The sequence below is a fragment of the Pseudomonas sp. PF05 genome, assembly GCF_056521845.1.
Genome location: NZ_JBWLPW010000008.1, coordinates 197,823 through 213,932, shown reverse-complemented (window position 1 = coordinate 213,932; position 16,110 = coordinate 197,823). Strand labels below are relative to the sequence as shown.

At 59.3% G+C, this 16,110-nt stretch carries 12 protein-coding genes; 11 read left to right on the top strand and 1 reads right to left on the bottom strand.

Annotation, left to right across the window (positions count from 1 at the left end; genetic code table 11):
* Nucleotides 1-246: 246 nt before the first annotated feature.
* The gene (gene gltA, locus AC09SL_RS15665) at nt 247-1,536 is read right to left on the bottom strand and encodes a citrate synthase (protein WP_058544647.1); all 1,290 of its coding nucleotides are present in this window, start codon (nt 1,534-1,536) and stop codon (nt 247-249) included.
* A gap of 365 nt (nt 1,537-1,901) precedes the next feature.
* On the opposite strand from gltA, the gene sdhC reads away from it, so the two are divergent.
* The 11 genes from sdhC to AC09SL_RS15610 all read left to right on the top strand — a co-directional run bounded on the left by sdhC (nt 1,902) and on the right by AC09SL_RS15610 (nt 16,042).
* Nucleotides 1,902-2,276, top strand: a complete 375-nt coding sequence (gene sdhC / locus AC09SL_RS15660) for a succinate dehydrogenase, cytochrome b556 subunit (protein ID WP_003179220.1) — start codon at nt 1,902-1,904, stop codon at nt 2,274-2,276.
* Complete coding sequence (gene sdhD / locus AC09SL_RS15655) at nt 2,270-2,638, top strand: succinate dehydrogenase, hydrophobic membrane anchor protein (protein WP_003204438.1); 369 nt, start codon at nt 2,270-2,272, stop codon at nt 2,636-2,638. Before sdhC ends, sdhD begins: the two co-directional genes overlap by 7 nt.
* Before the next feature lie 3 nt (nt 2,639-2,641).
* Nucleotides 2,642-4,414 (top strand): succinate dehydrogenase flavoprotein subunit, encoded by a 1,773-nt coding sequence (gene sdhA, locus AC09SL_RS15650; RefSeq protein WP_058544646.1) that lies wholly within the window; start codon nt 2,642-2,644, stop codon nt 4,412-4,414.
* Nucleotides 4,415-4,425: 11 nt separating this feature from the next.
* Nucleotides 4,426-5,130 (top strand): succinate dehydrogenase iron-sulfur subunit, encoded by a 705-nt coding sequence (locus tag AC09SL_RS15645; RefSeq protein ID WP_018610098.1) that lies wholly within the window; start codon nt 4,426-4,428, stop codon nt 5,128-5,130.
* Between the two features lie 262 nt (nt 5,131-5,392).
* On the top strand, nt 5,393-8,224 hold the full coding sequence (locus tag AC09SL_RS15640; protein WP_058544645.1) for a 2-oxoglutarate dehydrogenase E1 component: 2,832 nt from the start codon (nt 5,393-5,395) through the stop codon (nt 8,222-8,224).
* 44 nt (nt 8,225-8,268) lie between these two features.
* Nucleotides 8,269-9,492 (top strand): 2-oxoglutarate dehydrogenase complex dihydrolipoyllysine-residue succinyltransferase, encoded by a 1,224-nt coding sequence (gene odhB, locus AC09SL_RS15635; RefSeq protein WP_058544644.1) that lies wholly within the window; start codon nt 8,269-8,271, stop codon nt 9,490-9,492.
* Between the two features lie 113 nt (nt 9,493-9,605).
* Nucleotides 9,606-11,042 carry a dihydrolipoyl dehydrogenase gene (gene lpdA / locus AC09SL_RS15630; RefSeq protein ID WP_058544643.1) on the top strand — a complete coding sequence of 479 codons (1,437 nt, stop codon included), beginning with the start codon at nt 9,606-9,608 and terminating at the stop codon, nt 11,040-11,042.
* A 196-nt stretch (nt 11,043-11,238) separates the two neighbouring features.
* Nucleotides 11,239-12,405 carry an ADP-forming succinate--CoA ligase subunit beta gene (gene sucC / locus AC09SL_RS15625; RefSeq protein WP_003179235.1) on the top strand — a complete coding sequence of 389 codons (1,167 nt, stop codon included), beginning with the start codon at nt 11,239-11,241 and terminating at the stop codon, nt 12,403-12,405.
* Nucleotides 12,405-13,289 (top strand): succinate--CoA ligase subunit alpha, encoded by an 885-nt coding sequence (gene sucD / locus AC09SL_RS15620; protein ID WP_003179236.1) that lies wholly within the window; start codon nt 12,405-12,407, stop codon nt 13,287-13,289. Before sucC ends, sucD begins: the two co-directional genes overlap by 1 nt.
* A 416-nt stretch (nt 13,290-13,705) precedes the next feature.
* Nucleotides 13,706-15,019: a branched-chain amino acid transport system II carrier protein gene (gene brnQ / locus AC09SL_RS15615; protein ID WP_064106981.1), complete on the top strand. Its 1,314-nt coding sequence runs from the start codon at nt 13,706-13,708 to the stop codon at nt 15,017-15,019.
* Nucleotides 15,020-15,304: 285 nt separating this feature from the next.
* Nucleotides 15,305-16,042, top strand: a complete 738-nt coding sequence (locus tag AC09SL_RS15610; protein ID WP_058544642.1) for a DUF599 domain-containing protein — start codon at nt 15,305-15,307, stop codon at nt 16,040-16,042.
* Nucleotides 16,043-16,110: the final 68 nt, after the last annotated feature.

Genomic DNA, 16,110 nt, shown 5'->3' with positions numbered 1-16,110 from the left:
TCGAGAGGCTGGGGTATTTTTTTGTGCGCGATAACGGTGATGGGAGTAATGACGCCTTCGCGAGCAAGCCCGCTCCCACCTTGGAATGCGTTCACTCTGTGGGAGCGAGCTTGCTCGCGATGGCGTCGGGTCAGCCAATACAGCTTCCGGATCAGATGAAAAGAGGCCCAAACAAAACAGCCCCCGCTCTTATATAAGAAGCAGGGGCTGTTTCAGTACCGCTTTGAACCTATCGCAAGGCAGGCCTTACTTGCGGTCTTCCAGCTTGGTGAGGTCACGCGACTCGTAGCCGGTGTACAGCTGGCGCGGGCGGCCGATCTTGTACGGGCTGGAGAGCATTTCCTTCCAGTGGGAGATCCAGCCCACGGTCCGCGCCAGGGCGAAGATCACGGTGAACATGCTGGTTGGAATGCCGATCGCCTTGAGGATGATCCCCGAGTAGAAGTCGACGTTCGGGTACAGCGAGCGCTCGATGAAGTACGGATCGGTCAGGGCGATCTCTTCCAGGCGCATGGCCAGTTCGAGTTGCGGATCATTCTTGATCCCCAGTTCCTTGAGCACTTCGTCGCAGGTCTGCTTCATGACGGTGGCGCGAGGGTCGCGGTTCTTGTAGACCCGGTGACCGAAGCCCATCAGTTTGAACGGATCGTTCTTGTCCTTGGCCTTGGCGATGAACTTGTCGATGTTCGAGACATCACCGATTTCATCGAGCATGGTCAGTACCGCTTCGTTGGCACCGCCGTGGGCTGGGCCCCAGAGTGCGGCGATACCGGCAGCGATACAGGCGAACGGGTTGGCACCCGAGGAGCCGGCCAGGCGCACGGTGGACGTGGAGGCGTTCTGCTCGTGGTCGGCATGGAGGATGAAGATCCGGTCCATGGCCTTGGCGAGCACCGGGCTGATCGGTTTGATCTCGCACGGGGTGTTGAACATCATATGCAGGAAGTTCTCTGCATAGGTCAGGTCGTTGCGCGGGTACATCATGGGCTGGCCCATGGAGTACTTGTAGACCATGGCTGCCAGGGTCGGCATCTTCGCCACCAGGCGGATCGCCGAGATCTCGCGATGCTGGGGGTTATTGATGTCCAGGGAGTCGTGGTAGAAGGCCGAGAGGGCGCCGACAACGCCGCACATGACGGCCATCGGGTGGGCATCGCGACGGAAGCCGTTGAAGAAGGTCTTCAACTGCTCGTGAACCATGGTGTGGTTCTTCACGGTGCTGACGAACTGGGCCTTTTGCTCTGCGGTTGGCAGCTCGCCATTGAGCAGCAGGTAGCAGGTTTCCAGGTAGTCCGATTTTTCAGCCAGTTGCTCGATCGGGTAGCCGCGGTGCAGCAGGATGCCGTTGTCGCCGTCGATATAGGTGATTTTCGACTCGCACGAGGCGGTCGACATGAAACCTGGGTCGAAGGTGAAACGGCCCGTGGCCGTCAGGCCCCGTACGTCGATTACATCGGGACCAACGGTGCCGGTTAAAATGGGCAGCTCGACGGGGGCTGCGCCCTCGATGATCAACTGCGCTTTTTTGTCAGCCATGTGGCCTCCTATTAATGCTTGAAATCATCAGACAGACCCCCCACGCAGGGCCCGCACCACTATAGTGAGATAAATTCGAAAGTCAATTTGCCTAAAGTCTTGCTCCAGAAGGCTTTAACCGGACTTTTTCCGCGAAATTGCCTGCCGTTTACGCCTTTTGCCTCATATGTGCAATGCGCTATTAGGGGAAGGTGAACGCGTTGTCATTAGTAGCCTAACTGTCTATACTCGGCCACCGACCGCCAGGGGCTTTTGGGCCTGCTTTCTTGGGGGTCGTCACTCCCTGGGTGGTGAGTACCTGACCAGTGCGCGCCCCAACAACTTTGCCCTGATTGTTAGGGGCTCTTCAGTGTGAAAAAAAAGCCGTGAAAAGCCAACGACCTGTAAACCTAGACCTAAGGACCATCAAACTCCCAGTCACTGCTTACACGTCCATTCTTCACCGTATTTCCGGTGTCATTCTCTTCGTCAGCCTGGCCATCATGCTTTATGCATTGGACAAGTCGCTCGATTCGGAAGAAGGCTTCGGTCAGGTGAAAGCGTGTCTGACCAGTCCGCTAGCCAAGCTAGTGATTTGGGGCATCCTGTCCGCCTTGCTGTATCACTTGGTTGCCGGTGTGCGCCACTTGATCATGGACATGGGCATCGGTGAGACGCTGGAAGGCGGCAAGCTGGGCTCGAAAATCATTATCGCCGTGTCTGCGGTGCTGATCGTTCTGGCAGGAGTCTGGATATGGTAACCAACGTCACGAACCTTTCGCGTTCGGGCCTCTATGACTGGATGGCGCAGCGTGTGTCTGCGGTCGTTCTCGCGGCTTACTTCATCTTCCTGATCGGATATGTCGTAGCAAACCCAGGCCTGGGCTACGCCCAATGGCATGAACTGTTCGCAAACAACTGGATGCGTATCTTCAGTCTGCTGGCACTTGTCGCACTGGGCGCTCACGCCTGGGTCGGCATGTGGACCATCGCGACCGACTACCTGACGCCAATGGCGTTCGGCAAGTCGGCGACTGCCGTACGTTTCCTCTTCCAGGCAGTATGCGGCGTTGCGATGTTCGCTTACTTCGTCTGGGGTGTGCAGATTCTCTGGGGTATCTGATCCATGGCTAACATTCCAACTATTTCTTTCGACGCCATCATCATTGGTGGTGGCGGTGCCGGCATGCGCGCAGCGCTGCAACTGGCACAGGGCGGTCACAAGACTGCCGTGATCACCAAGGTTTTCCCGACGCGTTCGCACACTGTTTCCGCCCAGGGCGGCATCACCTGCGCCATCGCTTCGGCCGACCCGAACGATGACTGGCGCTGGCACATGTACGATACCGTCAAGGGTTCCGACTACATCGGTGACCAGGACGCTATCGAATACATGTGTCAGGAAGGCCCGGCCGCGGTGTTCGAGCTGGACCACATGGGTATGCCGTTCTCGCGTACCGAGCAGGGTCGTATCTATCAGCGTCCGTTCGGTGGCCAGTCCAAGGACTACGGCAAGGGCGGCCAGGCTGCGCGTACTTGCGCGGCGTCCGACCGTACCGGTCACGCGTTGTTGCACACCCTGTACCAGGGCAACCTGAAGGCCGGTACCACGTTCCTGAACGAGTACTACGCCGTTGACCTGGTGAAGAACCAGGACGGTGCCTTTGTCGGTGTGATCGCAATTTGCATCGAAACCGGCGAAACCACCTACATCCGCGCCAAGGCCACCGTACTGGCGACCGGCGGTGCAGGCCGTATCTACGCATCCACCACCAATGCCCTGATCAACACTGGTGACGGCGTCGGCATGGCCCTGCGTGCTGGCGTGCCGGTGCAAGACATCGAAATGTGGCAGTTCCACCCAACCGGCATCGCCGGCGCCGGTGTACTGGTGACCGAAGGTTGCCGTGGTGAAGGTGGTTACCTGATCAACAAGCACGGCGAGCGTTTCATGGAGCGTTATGCTCCGAACGCCAAGGACCTTGCCGGTCGTGACGTGGTTGCCCGTTCGATGGTTAAAGAGATCATCGCTGGCAACGGTTGCGGTCCGAATGGCGACCACGTGATGCTCAAGCTCGACCACCTGGGCGAGGAAGTGCTGCACAGCCGCCTGCCAGGCATTTGCGAACTGTCCAAGACCTTCGCTCACGTCGACCCGGTCGTCGCGCCAGTTCCAGTAGTTCCAACCTGCCACTATATGATGGGCGGCGTTGCCACCAACATTCACGGCCAGGCGATCACCCAGAACGCCGAAGGCGTGGACGAAATCATCCCTGGCCTGTTCGCAGTGGGTGAAGTGGCGTGCGTATCGGTCCACGGTGCCAACCGCCTGGGCGGCAACTCGTTGCTCGACCTGGTGGTCTTCGGTCGTGCTGCCGGCCTGCACCTGGAAAAAGCGCTGTCCGACGGTATCGAATATGACGATGCCACCGACGCCAACATCGAAGCCGCCCTGGCGCGTCTGTCCGCTCTGAACGAGCGTAACGAAGGCGAAGACGTGGCGACCCTGCGTCGCGAGTTGCAAAACTGCATGCAGAACTACTTCGGTGTATTCCGTACCGGCGAATACATGCAGAAGGGTATTGCCCAGCTGGCGCAATTGCGTGAGCGAATCGCCAACGTGAAGATCAACGATAAGTCGCAGGCGTTCAACACTGCCCGTATCGAAGCGCTGGAACTGCAGAACCTGCTGGAAGTGGCCGAAGCCACCGCCATCGCCGCAGAAGTGCGTAAAGAGTCCCGTGGTGCCCACGCTCGCGAAGACTTCGAAGACCGTGACGACGAAAACTGGCTGTGCCACACCTTGTACTTCCCGGGTGAAAAACGCGTCGCCAAGCGTGCCGTGAACTTCTCGCCGAAGACTGTTCCGACTTTCGAACCAAAAGTCCGGACTTATTAAGGGTGACCGCTATGTTGCAAGTCAGTGTTTATCGCTACAACCCTGATCAGGACGCTGCGCCGTTCATGCAGGATTTCCAGGTCGATACCGGTGGTAAAGACCTGATGGTGCTGGACGTGCTGGCCCTGATCAAAGAGCAGGACGAGGGTTTCTCCTATCGTCGCTCTTGCCGTGAGGGCGTTTGCGGCTCCGACGGCATGAACATCAACGGCAAGAACGGCCTGGCCTGCATCACGCCGCTGTCTGCCGTGGTCAAGGGCAACAAGCTGATCGTTCGTCCGCTGCCTGGTTTGCCGGTTATCCGTGACCTGGTCGTCGATATGAGCATCTTCTACAAGCAATACGAGAAGGTGAAGCCATACCTGCAGAACGATACGCCGGCTCCGGCCATCGAACGTCTGCAGTCTCCGGAAGAGCGTGAAAAGCTCGACGGTCTGTACGAGTGCATCCTGTGCGCTTGCTGCTCGACCTCGTGCCCATCCTTCTGGTGGAACCCGGACAAGTTCCTGGGCCCGGCCGCCCTGCTGCAAGCGTACCGCTTCCTGGCAGACAGCCGTGACACCAAGACGTCCGAGCGTCTGGCTGCACTGGATGACCCGTTCAGCGTATTCCGCTGCCGCGGGATCATGAACTGCGTCAACGTCTGCCCGAAAGGCCTGAACCCGACTAAGGCCATCGGTCACGTACGTAACATGCTGCTGCAGAGCGGCGTGTGATTCAGCTGCTGTACCCGTAGAACCGCTGTACCCGTAAAGGCCAGGGCGCGGGCTTCAACCCGCGTCGTGGCTATAACCAGAACAGCCGCTTACAAAGCGGCAGTTCTTATTTTGAAGAAATGAGACAAGCAGGGGCATCCGGGCTGGTACCCGGACTATCAGCGTGATCCTAAGTGGCTTGTTTTAGTCGCTGCACTCGGACTTCTGCAAGTTTGCTCGGTGTTTTCGCCGGTGGTGTTCCCCTAATCGAGGGTGACCAAGCATGCAAGAAAGCGTGATGCAGCGCATGTGGAACAGTGCCCACCTCTCCGGTGGTAACGCTGCCTATGTGGAAGAGCTCTACGAGCTCTACCTGCACGACCCTAACGCTGTGCCAGAAGAATGGCGCACCTACTTTCAGAAGTTGCCGGCTGACGGTAACTCTGCCACTGATGTTTCGCACTCGACGATTCGCGATCATTTCGTGTTGCTGGCAAAGAACCAGCGCCGCGCTCAACCGGTCTCTGCCGGCAGCGTGAGCAGTGAACACGAGAAGAAGCAAGTTGAAGTGCTGCGACTGATCCAGGCCTACCGGATGCGAGGCCACCAGGCAGCCCAGCTCGACCCGCTGGGGCTGTGGCAGCGTCCTGCACCTGCAGACCTGTCGATCACTCATTACGGCTTGACCAATGCCGATCTTGATACGACCTTCCGTGCCGGCGACCTGTTCATCGGCAAAGAGGAAGCGAGCCTACGCGAAATTCACGAAGCGTTGCAGCAGACATATTGCCGCACCATCGGCGCTGAATTTACGCACATCACCGATTCCGAGCAGCGCCAGTGGTTCCAGCAGCGTCTGGAAAGCGTTCGTGGTCGTCCGACGTACTCCACCGACATCAAGAGCCACTTGCTCGAGCGCGTCACCGCCGGTGAGGGTCTGGAGAAATACCTGGGTACCAAATACCCGGGCACCAAGCGTTTCGGCCTGGAAGGCGGCGAAAGCCTGATTCCAATGCTGGACGAGCTGATCCAGCGTTCCGGTTCCTACGGCACCAAGGAAGTTGTCATCGGCATGGCTCACCGTGGCCGCCTGAACGTACTGGTCAACACCTTCGGCAAGAACCCGCGCGAGCTGTTCGACGAGTTTGAAGGCAAGAAGAAGGTCGAACTGGGTTCTGGTGACGTGAAATACCACCAGGGCTTCTCGTCCAACGTGATGACCACAGGTGGCGAAGTGCACCTGGCCATGGCCTTCAACCCATCCCACCTGGAAATCGTTTCCCCGGTGGTCGAGGGTTCGGTCCGTGCTCGCCAGGATCGTCGCAATGATCCGACCGGTGAAAAAGTCCTGCCGATTTCCATCCACGGTGACGCGGCATTCGCCGGTCAAGGCGTGGTCATGGAAACCTTCCAGATGTCGCAGACCCGCGGCTTCAAGACTGGCGGTACGGTTCACATCGTTATCAACAACCAGGTCGGTTTCACCATCAGCAACCCGCTGGACTCGCGTTCCACCGAGTACGCAACCGACGTCGCGAAAATGATCCAGGCACCGATTCTCCATGTGAATGGCGATGATCCGGAAGCCGTGCTGTTCGTGACCCAGTTGGCCATCGACTACCGCATGCAGTACAAGCGCGACGTGGTGATCGACCTGGTCTGCTACCGTCGTCGCGGCCACAACGAGGCCGACGAGCCAAGCGGCACCCAACCCCTGATGTACCAGCAGATCGCCAAGCAGCGCACCACCCGTGAGCTGTATGCCGAGCGCCTGACACAGAGTGGCGTGCTGGATGCTGCGCGCGTCCAGGAAAAAGTCGATGAATATCGCAATGCCCTGGACAACGGCCTGCACGTTGTAAAAAGCCTGGTCAAAGAGCCGAACAAAGAGCTGTTCGTGGACTGGCGTCCTTACCTGGGCCACGCCTGGACCGCTCGTCACGACACCCGTTTCGACCTCAAGACCCTGCAGGAACTGTCCGCCAAGCTGCTGGAAATACCGGAAGGCTTCGTGGTTCAGCGCCAGGTCTCGAAGATCTACGAAGACCGGCAGAAGATGCAAGCCGGCGGCCTGCCGATCAACTGGGGTTACGCTGAAACCATGGCGTACGCGACCCTGGCGTTCGAAGGTCACCCGATTCGCATCACCGGCCAGGACGTAGGCCGCGGCACTTTCTCGCACCGCCATGCGGCGCTGCACAACCAGAAAGACGCCAGCACCTACATCCCGCTGCAACACCTGTACAAAGGCCAGCCACGTTTCGACCTGTACGATTCGCTGCTGTCCGAGGAAGCCGTCCTGGCGTTCGAATATGGCTACTCCACCACCGAGCCGAATGCGCTGGTGATCTGGGAAGCCCAGTTCGGCGACTTCGCCAACGGTGCCCAGGTAGTAGTCGACCAGTTCATCACCAGCGGCGAGCACAAGTGGGGCCGTCTCTGCGGTCTGACCATGCTGTTGCCTCACGGTTATGAAGGGCAGGGGCCGGAGCACTCTTCGGCACGTCTGGAGCGCTACCTGCAACTGTGTGCCGAGCACAACGTCCAGGTCTGCGTACCGACGACGCCGGCACAGATCTACCATCTGCTGCGTCGTCAGGTCATCCGTCCGCTGCGCAAGCCGCTGATCGTGCTGACACCCAAGTCGCTGCTGCGTCACAAACTGGCGATCTCCACGCTCGAGGATCTGGCCGAAGGCTCCTTCCAGACCGTTATTTCGGAAATCGATACCCAGGACGCGGCGAAGGTGACTCGCCTGATCCTGTGCAGCGGCAAGGTCTACTATGACCTGCTGGAAAAACGTCGTGCCGAAGGCCGTGAAGACATCGCCATCGTGCGTATCGAGCAGCTTTACCCGTTCCCGGAAGAAGACCTGATGGAGGCCATCGCGCCTTACACCAACCTCACTCATGTGGTGTGGTGTCAGGAAGAACCGATGAACCAAGGCGCGTGGTACAGCAGCCAGCATCACCTGCGTCGCAGCATTGGCAACCATAACAAGGCCCTGGGCCTGGAATATGCCGGCCGTGATGCTTCCGCTGCACCTGCGTGTGGTTATGCGTCGATGCACGCCGAGCAGCAGGAAAAACTGCTGCAAGATGCCTTCACTGTTTAACGCCTTCGCGCTGACTGAAACCGAATTTTAAGGACCCACAGATAATGGCTATCGAAATCAAAGCCCCGTCATTCCCGGAATCGGTTGCCGATGGCACCGTTGCCACCTGGCACAAGAAACCAGGCGAGGCCGTCAAGCGTGACGACCTGATCGTCGACATCGAGACCGACAAGGTCGTGCTGGAAGTATTGGCCGAAGCTGACGGCGTGCTGGGCGCAATCATTGCCGAGGAGGGCGCTACCGTTCTGTCGAACCAGGTCCTGGGCTCGATCGAAGAGGGCGGCGCTGCTGCCGCCGCTCCAGCCGCTGCTGCTGCACCGGCCGCTGCCCAGGCTGCTGCTCCAGCCGCCGCTGGCGAAGACGATCCAGTGGCTGCGCCTGCTGCTCGCAAGCTGGCTGAAGAGAACGGCATCAACATCGCTTCCGTTGCCGGCACCGGCAAGGGTGGTCGCGTGACCAAGGAAGACGTGGTAGCCGCCGTTGCCGCCAAGAAAGCCGCTCCGGCCGCAGCACCTGCCAAGCCTGCCGCACCTGCCGCTGCCGCTCCGGTGTTCGCTGCCGGTGACCGCGTTGAAAAACGCGTTCCGATGACCCGCCTGCGTGCCAAGGTTGCCGAGCGTCTGGTTGAAGCACAGTCGAACATGGCGATGCTGACCACCTTCAACGAAGTCGACATGACCGAAGTCATGGCCCTGCGTTCCAAGTACAAGGATCTGTTCGAGAAGTCCCACAACGGCGTACGCCTGGGCTTCATGTCGTTCTTCGTCAAGGCTGCCACCGAAGCGCTGAAACGCTTCCCGGCCGTCAACGCGTCGATCGACGGTTCCGACATCGTCTACCACGGCTATGCCGACATCGGTGTTGCGGTCTCCAGCGACCGTGGCCTGGTGGTTCCGGTACTGCGTAACGCCGAACTGATGAGCCTGGCCGAAATCGAAGGCGGCATCGCCACCTTCGGCAAGAAGGCCCGTGACGGCAAGCTGTCCATCGAAGAGATGACCGGCGGTACGTTCACCATCACCAACGGTGGTACATTCGGTTCGATGATGTCGACCCCGATCGTCAACCCGCCACAAGCGGCTATCCTGGGCATGCACAACATTCTGCAGCGTCCGATGGCGATCAACGGTCAGGTCGTGATTCGTCCGATGATGTACCTGGCACTGTCCTACGATCATCGCCTGATCGACGGTAAAGAAGCCGTGACGTTCCTGGTAACCATCAAGAACCTGCTTGAAGATCCGGCTCGTCTGCTGCTGGATATCTGATTTTCGCCGCGAGGGCCGGTCTGTTGTGACCGGCCCCTTGCTGAAACAACCGGTTTCGTCCCACGACGGTCACCACAAGTGACCGTCCGGTTTGATTCGAAAAGGAATGACTCATGACTCAGAAATTCGACGTGGTAGTGATTGGTGCGGGCCCTGGCGGCTACGTAGCGGCCATCAAGGCTGCGCAACTGGGCCTTACCACTGCCTGCATCGAGAAATACACCGACAAGGAGGGCAAGCTGGCCCTCGGCGGTACTTGCCTGAACGTCGGTTGCATTCCTTCCAAGGCGCTGCTGGACAGCTCCTGGAAGTTCCACGAAGCCCAAGACGGCTTCGCGATCCACGGCATCAGCACGGGCGACGTGAAGATGGACGTGCCGGCGATGGTGGGTCGCAAGGCCAACATCGTCAAGAACCTGACCAGCGGTGTTGCCACCCTGTTCAAGGCCAACGGCGTGACCTCGATCCAGGGCCACGGCAAGCTGCTGATGGGCAAGAAAGTCGAAGTGACCAAGCCAGACGGTTCGGTTGAAGTGATCGAAGCCGAGAACGTCATCCTGGCGCCAGGCTCGCGTCCGATCGACATTCCACCGGCTCCGGTCGACCAGAACGTGATCGTCGATTCCACCGGTGCCCTGGAATTCCAGACCGTGCCGAAACGCCTGGGCGTGATCGGTGCCGGCGTGATCGGCCTCGAGCTGGGTTCGGTATGGTCGCGCCTGGGTGCGCAAGTGACCGTACTGGAAGCCCTCGATACCTTCCTGATGGCCGCTGACGCCGCGGTTTCCAAGGAAGCGCTGAAAACCCTGACCAAACAGGGCCTGGACATCAAGCTGGGCGCGCGCGTGACCGGTTCGAAGGTCAACGGCGAAGAAGTCGTGGTGACCTACACCGACGCCAACGGCGAACAGACCATCACCTTCGACAAACTGATCGTCGCGGTCGGCCGTCGTCCTGTGACCACCGACCTGCTGGCTACCGACAGCGGTGTGGAAATCGACGAACGTGGCTTCATCGCCGTCGACGACCAGTGCGCAACCGCGGTACCGGGCGTCTTCGCCATCGGTGACGTGGTTCGCGGCATGATGCTGGCACACAAGGCATCCGAAGAAGGCATCATGGTCGTCGAGCGCATCAAGGGCCACAAAGCCCAGATGAACTACGACCTGATCCCTTCGGTTATCTACACCCACCCGGAAATCGCATGGGTTGGCAAGACCGAGCAGGCCTTGAAAGCCGAAGGCGTTGAAGTTAACGTCGGCACCTTCCCGTTCGCAGCCTCCGGCCGTGCCATGGCAGCCAACGATACCGGTGGTTTCGTGAAAGTCATCGCCGACGCCAAGACGGATCGCGTATTGGGCGTTCACGTCATTGGCCCAAGCGCTGCCGAGCTGGTACAGCAAGGCGCGATCGGCATGGAATTCGGCACCAGCGCTGAAGATCTGGGCATGATGGTCTTCTCCCATCCGACCCTGTCCGAAGCCTTGCACGAAGCGGCCCTGGCCGTAAATGGCGGCGCCATCCACGTGGCCAACCGCAAGAAGCGTTAAAAAACAATAAGAAACCACGGCGGTATGGCCCGTCGTGAGCCTTGCGAGCAAGACTCACCGCGGAATATCCGCTGGACGCAGCCTTGCGTAGCCGAACCGGTCAACTGGAACGCTACGCAAGCAGCAGTCACAGGTGGTGCGGCACCAGAACGGTGCAGCACCGAATGCGCAGTACCTAACGAAGACGGTAATAAGCATGAATCTTCACGAGTATCAGGGTAAGCAGCTGTTCGCTGAGTACGGCCTGCCAGTATCCACCGGTTACGCGGTAGACACCCCGGAAGCGGCAGCAGAAGCTTGCGACAAAATCGGCGGCAGCGAGTGGGTTGTCAAAGCCCAGGTTCACGCCGGTGGTCGCGGTAAAGCGGGCGGCGTCAAGCTGGTTCGCAGCAAAGAAGACGCCAAAGCCTTCGCACAGCAGTGGCTGGGCAAGCGTCTGGTGACTTACCAGACTGACGCCAACGGTCAGCCAGTCACCAAGATCCTGGTTGAATCGTGCACTGATATCGCTAAAGAGCTGTACCTGGGCGCTGTCGTTGACCGTTCGAGCCGCCGTATCGTGTTCATGGCTTCCACCGAAGGTGGCGTGGACATCGAGAAAATCGCTCACGATACCCCTGAGAAAATCCTCAAGGCCACCATCGATCCACTGGTTGGCGCACAGCCATTCCAGGGTCGCGAGCTGGCATTCCAGCTGGGCCTGGAAGGCAAGCAGGTCACTCAATTCGCCAAGATCTTCGTAGGTCTGGCCAAGCTGTTCCAGGACCACGACCTGGCACTGCTGGAAGTGAACCCGCTGGTGATCAAGGCCGACGGCGACCTGCACTGCCTCGATGCCAAGATCAACATCGACGCCAACGCCATGTACCGTCAGCCTAAGCTGAAGACTTTCCACGATCCGTCGCAAGACGATCCGCGCGAAGCGCACGCTGCCAAGTTCGAACTGAACTACGTAGCCCTGGAAGGCAACATCGGCTGCATGGTCAACGGTGCTGGCCTGGCCATGGGTACCATGGACATCGTCAACCTGCATGGCGGCAAGCCAGCCAACTTCCTCGACGTGGGCGGTGGTGCTACCAAGGAACGCGTAACCGAAGCGTTCAAGATCATCCTGTCCGACACCAACGTCGCTGCAGTACTGGTCAACATCTTCGGCGGCATCGTTCGCTGCGACATGATTGCCGAAGGCATCATCGGCGCCGTGAAAGAAGTTGGCGTGAAAATCCCGGTTGTTGTTCGCCTTGAAGGCAACAACGCTGAGCTGGGCGCTAAAGTACTGGCAGAAAGCGGTTTGAACATCATCGCTGCTACCAGCCTGACCGACGCTGCTCAACAAGTCGTTAAAGCTGCGGAGGGCAAATAATGAGCGTCCTGATCAATAAAGACACCAAGGTTATCTGCCAGGGTATTACCGGTTCGCAAGGTAGTTTCCACACCCAGCAAGCCATCGAATACGGCACCAAGATGGTTGGCGGCGTAACACCGGGCAAAGGCGGCACCGAGCACCTGGGCCTGCCAGTGTTCAACACCGTGAAAGACGCTGTAGCTGCCACTGGCGCCACCGCCAGCGTGATCTACGTTCCAGCTCCTTTCTGCAAGGACTCCATCCTTGAAGCAGCGTTCGGCGGCATCAAGCTGATCGTCTGCATCACCGAAGGCATCCCGACCATCGACATGCTGGAAGCCAAGGTCAAGTGCGACGAGCTGGGTATCACCCTGATCGGCCCTAACTGCCCAGGCGTGATCACTCCAGGCGAATGCAAGATCGGCATCATGCCAGGTCACATTCACTTGCCAGGCAAGGTCGGTATCGTTTCCCGTTCCGGCACCCTGACCTACGAAGCTGTGAAGCAGACCACTGACGCCGGTTTCGGTCAGTCGACTTGCGTCGGCATCGGCGGTGACCCGATCCCAGGCTCGAACTTCATCGACATCCTGAAGCTGTTCCAGGAAGACCCGAAGACCGAAGCGATCGTGATGATCGGTGAGATCGGCGGTTCGGCTGAAGAAGAAGCGGCTGCCTACATCAAGGCCAACGTGACCAAGCCGGTTGTTTCCTACATCGCTGGTGTGACTGCTCCTCCGGGCAAGCGCATGGGCCATGCTGGCGCAATCATCTCTGGCGGCAAAGGCACTGCAGACGAGAAGTTCGCTGCACTGCAAGACGCAGGCGTGAAAACCGTGCGTTCGCTGGCAGACATCGGCAAGGCCTTGGCCGAGCTGACTGGCTGGGAAATGAAGAAGTAAGCTTCGGCTGACTTTTTTGTTCCAGCAACAAAGGCCACCTTCGGGTGGCCTTTGTCGTTTCCGGCACTGTTGAAGCAAGCTTTCTGAGAACAAGGCCCTGTGGGAGCAAGGCTTTGTGAAAGCAAGGCTTTGTGGGAGCAAAGCCTTGCTCCACAGATAAAGGCCCTTACGGCAAGGGGCTTCGCAGGAAAAATAGATACGTAAACGCGACACGGAAACGTCGTGTATCGGATAGTTCGCCCCGTAACAGTGCGTTCTTAACGTAAATTCGTTAGGCTAGCAGCCATTTTTGCGACCGCTGCCCACAAGGAAGCGCCGCGCTAAACGGGTCGGTCCCATACGGATCGGCAGCATTTCCCTCTACCCTCAAGGGAAATCCCTCTCTAAATTCCGATTCAGTAGTGTGGTTTCCTTAAATGAAAGTGTTGAAAGGCCAGGATGTCCTGGCGCTTGGTTTCATGACATTTGCCCTGTTTGTCGGGGCCGGCAACATCATCTTCCCGCCTATCGTCGGTTTGCAGTCCGGGCCCCATGTCTGGATGGCGGCGCTGGGCTTCTTGATCACGGCGGTCGGGCTGCCGGTCATCACGGTCGTTGCACTGGCCAAGGTGGGTGGTGCGATGGACGCCTTGAGCAGCCCCATCGGCAAGCTCGCCGGTGGTGTGCTGGCGGCCGTGTGCTACCTGGCCGTCGGCCCGTTGTTCGCCACGCCGCGAACCGCCACCGTTTCGTTCGAAGTCGGCCTGGCGCCGTTGACCGGCGAAAGCCCGTTGGCGCTGTTCCTCTACAGTGCAGCGTATTTCCTGCTGGTATTTTTCATCTCGCTCTACCCGGGCCGTCTGCTGGACACCGTCGGGCGCTTCCTCGCGCCACTGAAGATCATCGCCCTGGCCGCGCTCGGCATCGCGGCGTTTGCCTTGCCCGCCGGTGATATTGGCGTGGCCACCCCTGAATACGTGGCGGCGCCGTTCTCCCAAGGGTTCATCAATGGCTACCTGACCATGGATACCCTGGGCGCCTTGGTGTTCGGCATTGTCATCGTCAACGCGATCCGTTCCCGGGGCGTCGAGTCGCCAGCCTTGATCACCCGCTATGCGATCATAGCCGGATTGATTGCCGGGGTGGGCCTGGCGCTGGTCTATGTCAGCCTGTTCCGCCTGGGTTCGGGCAGCCATGAAGTGGCCGTGGGCGCAACCAACGGCGCCGCTGTGCTGCATGCCTACGTGCAACACACCTTCGGCAGCTTGGGCAGCGGTTTCCTTGCGGTGTTGATCTCGCTGGCGTGCCTGGTGACCGCGGTTGGTCTGACTTGCGCCTGTGCCGAGTACTTCAGCCGGTTGCTGCCGCTGTCCTATAAGACCTTGGTCGTGATCCTGGCGGCCTTTTCGTTGCTGGTGTCCAACCTGGGCCTGACCAAGCTGATCGCGTTCTCGATTCCGGTCCTCACCGCGATCTACCCGCCGTGCATCGCCCTGGTGGCCCTGAGCTTCTGCAAGGACTTCTGGCACGAGCAGGGGCGCATCGTTGGCCCGGTGATGCTGGTGTCGTTCCTGTTTGGCCTGGTCGATGCGCTCAAGGGCGCCGGCCTGGCGGACTGGATGCCGACGCAACTGGCCCACCTGCCACTGAGCGAGCAAGGCCTGGCCTGGCTGGTGCCTTCGGTGATGACCCTGGCGGTCGCGGTGGTGTGCGATCGCCTGCTGGGCAAGCGCAGCGAAGCGTTGGCTTAAGCGGCCTACGACAGATCCATCGGCAAGAACTGAAATGCCCCGTATCAATCGATACGGGGCATTTTTTTTGAGTGCAGTGTCTTTTTCCGTGGACTAACGTCGAAGCAGTGTCATGAAAAACCTGCACAGAATCTTGTGGGAGCGAGCTTGCTCGCGATAGCAGTCTATCAGCCACCTCGTCGCTGACTGATCCGGCGCTATCGCGAGCAAGCTCGCTCCGACAGGTCGGCATTTCAAGGCAAGTCTGGCTTTAGACGTCATGTTTTTAGACATACAGGAAATCGAATGTCATTCATCCAAGCCAACCTGATCCACCTGCTTGCCGCCGCCTGGTTCATCATCTGCTGGGCGGGCTACACCCGATATGCCACCTGGAAGGCGCGCGACACGGCCTGCCTGGCCAGCGTGATGCACCTCTACCGCGAAGACTGGATGCGCCGCATGCTGCTGCGCGAGAACCGTATCGCCGATGCCAGCGTGGTCGGCAACCTGGAGCGCAACGCATCCTTCTTCGCCTCCAGCACGCTGATCATCCTGGCCGGTATCCTGACGGTACTCGGGGCGTCTGATCGGGCGGTGTCGTTGCTGGCGGACATACCCATGGTGCAGCAGGCGTCCCAGGGCATGGCGGAGGTCAAGTTGCTGTGCCTGGCACTGGTGTTCGTGTATGCGTTCTTCACCTTCAGCTGGTGCATGCGCCAGTACAACTTCGCGGCGGTGCTGATTGGCTCGGCGCCGATGATCGGTGAGCGCCATGTGTCGGAACAGGAGCGCAAGGCCTTTGCGCTGAGGGCGGCGCGAGTGATCTCCATGGCCGCCAACCAGTTCAACTTCGGCCTGCGTGCCTATTACTTCGGCATGACCATGTTGGCGTGGTTCGTCAGCCCCTGGTTATTCATGTTGATGAGCGCTGGCGTGGTGTTCGTGTTGTATCAGCGCGAATTTCACTCCGATGTGCTGGACGTGATGGTCTATACCCCCACTGAAGCGCCAGTGCCCGAGGTTGGCAAGGAAGCGGCCTGACAGGCGCGCCTCAAATCACAGGCAAAAGAAAACCCGCGCCAGGCGGGTTTCTTTTACTGCTTGAACCG

Bases quoted from the DNA above. Each gene is read 5' to 3' on its own strand.
- sdhA (WP_058544646.1), top strand. From the start codon at position 2,642: ATGGCTAACATTCCAACTATTTCTTTCGACGCCATCATCATTGGTGGT.
- sucC (WP_003179235.1), top strand. From the start codon at position 11,239: ATGAATCTTCACGAGTATCAGGGTAAGCAGCTGTTCGCTGAGTACGGC.
- AC09SL_RS15610 (WP_058544642.1), top strand. From the start codon at position 15,305: ATGTCATTCATCCAAGCCAACCTGATCCACCTGCTTGCCGCCGCCTGG.
- AC09SL_RS15645 (WP_018610098.1), top strand. From the start codon at position 4,426: ATGTTGCAAGTCAGTGTTTATCGCTACAACCCTGATCAGGACGCTGCG.
- AC09SL_RS15640 (WP_058544645.1), top strand. From the start codon at position 5,393: ATGCAAGAAAGCGTGATGCAGCGCATGTGGAACAGTGCCCACCTCTCC.
- sdhD (WP_003204438.1), top strand. From the start codon at position 2,270: ATGGTAACCAACGTCACGAACCTTTCGCGTTCGGGCCTCTATGACTGG.
- gltA (WP_058544647.1), bottom strand. From the start codon at position 1,536: ATGGCTGACAAAAAAGCGCAGTTGATCATCGAGGGCGCAGCCCCCGTC.
- odhB (WP_058544644.1), top strand. From the start codon at position 8,269: ATGGCTATCGAAATCAAAGCCCCGTCATTCCCGGAATCGGTTGCCGAT.
- lpdA (WP_058544643.1), top strand. From the start codon at position 9,606: ATGACTCAGAAATTCGACGTGGTAGTGATTGGTGCGGGCCCTGGCGGC.
- sucD (WP_003179236.1), top strand. From the start codon at position 12,405: ATGAGCGTCCTGATCAATAAAGACACCAAGGTTATCTGCCAGGGTATT.
- brnQ (WP_064106981.1), top strand. From the start codon at position 13,706: ATGAAAGTGTTGAAAGGCCAGGATGTCCTGGCGCTTGGTTTCATGACA.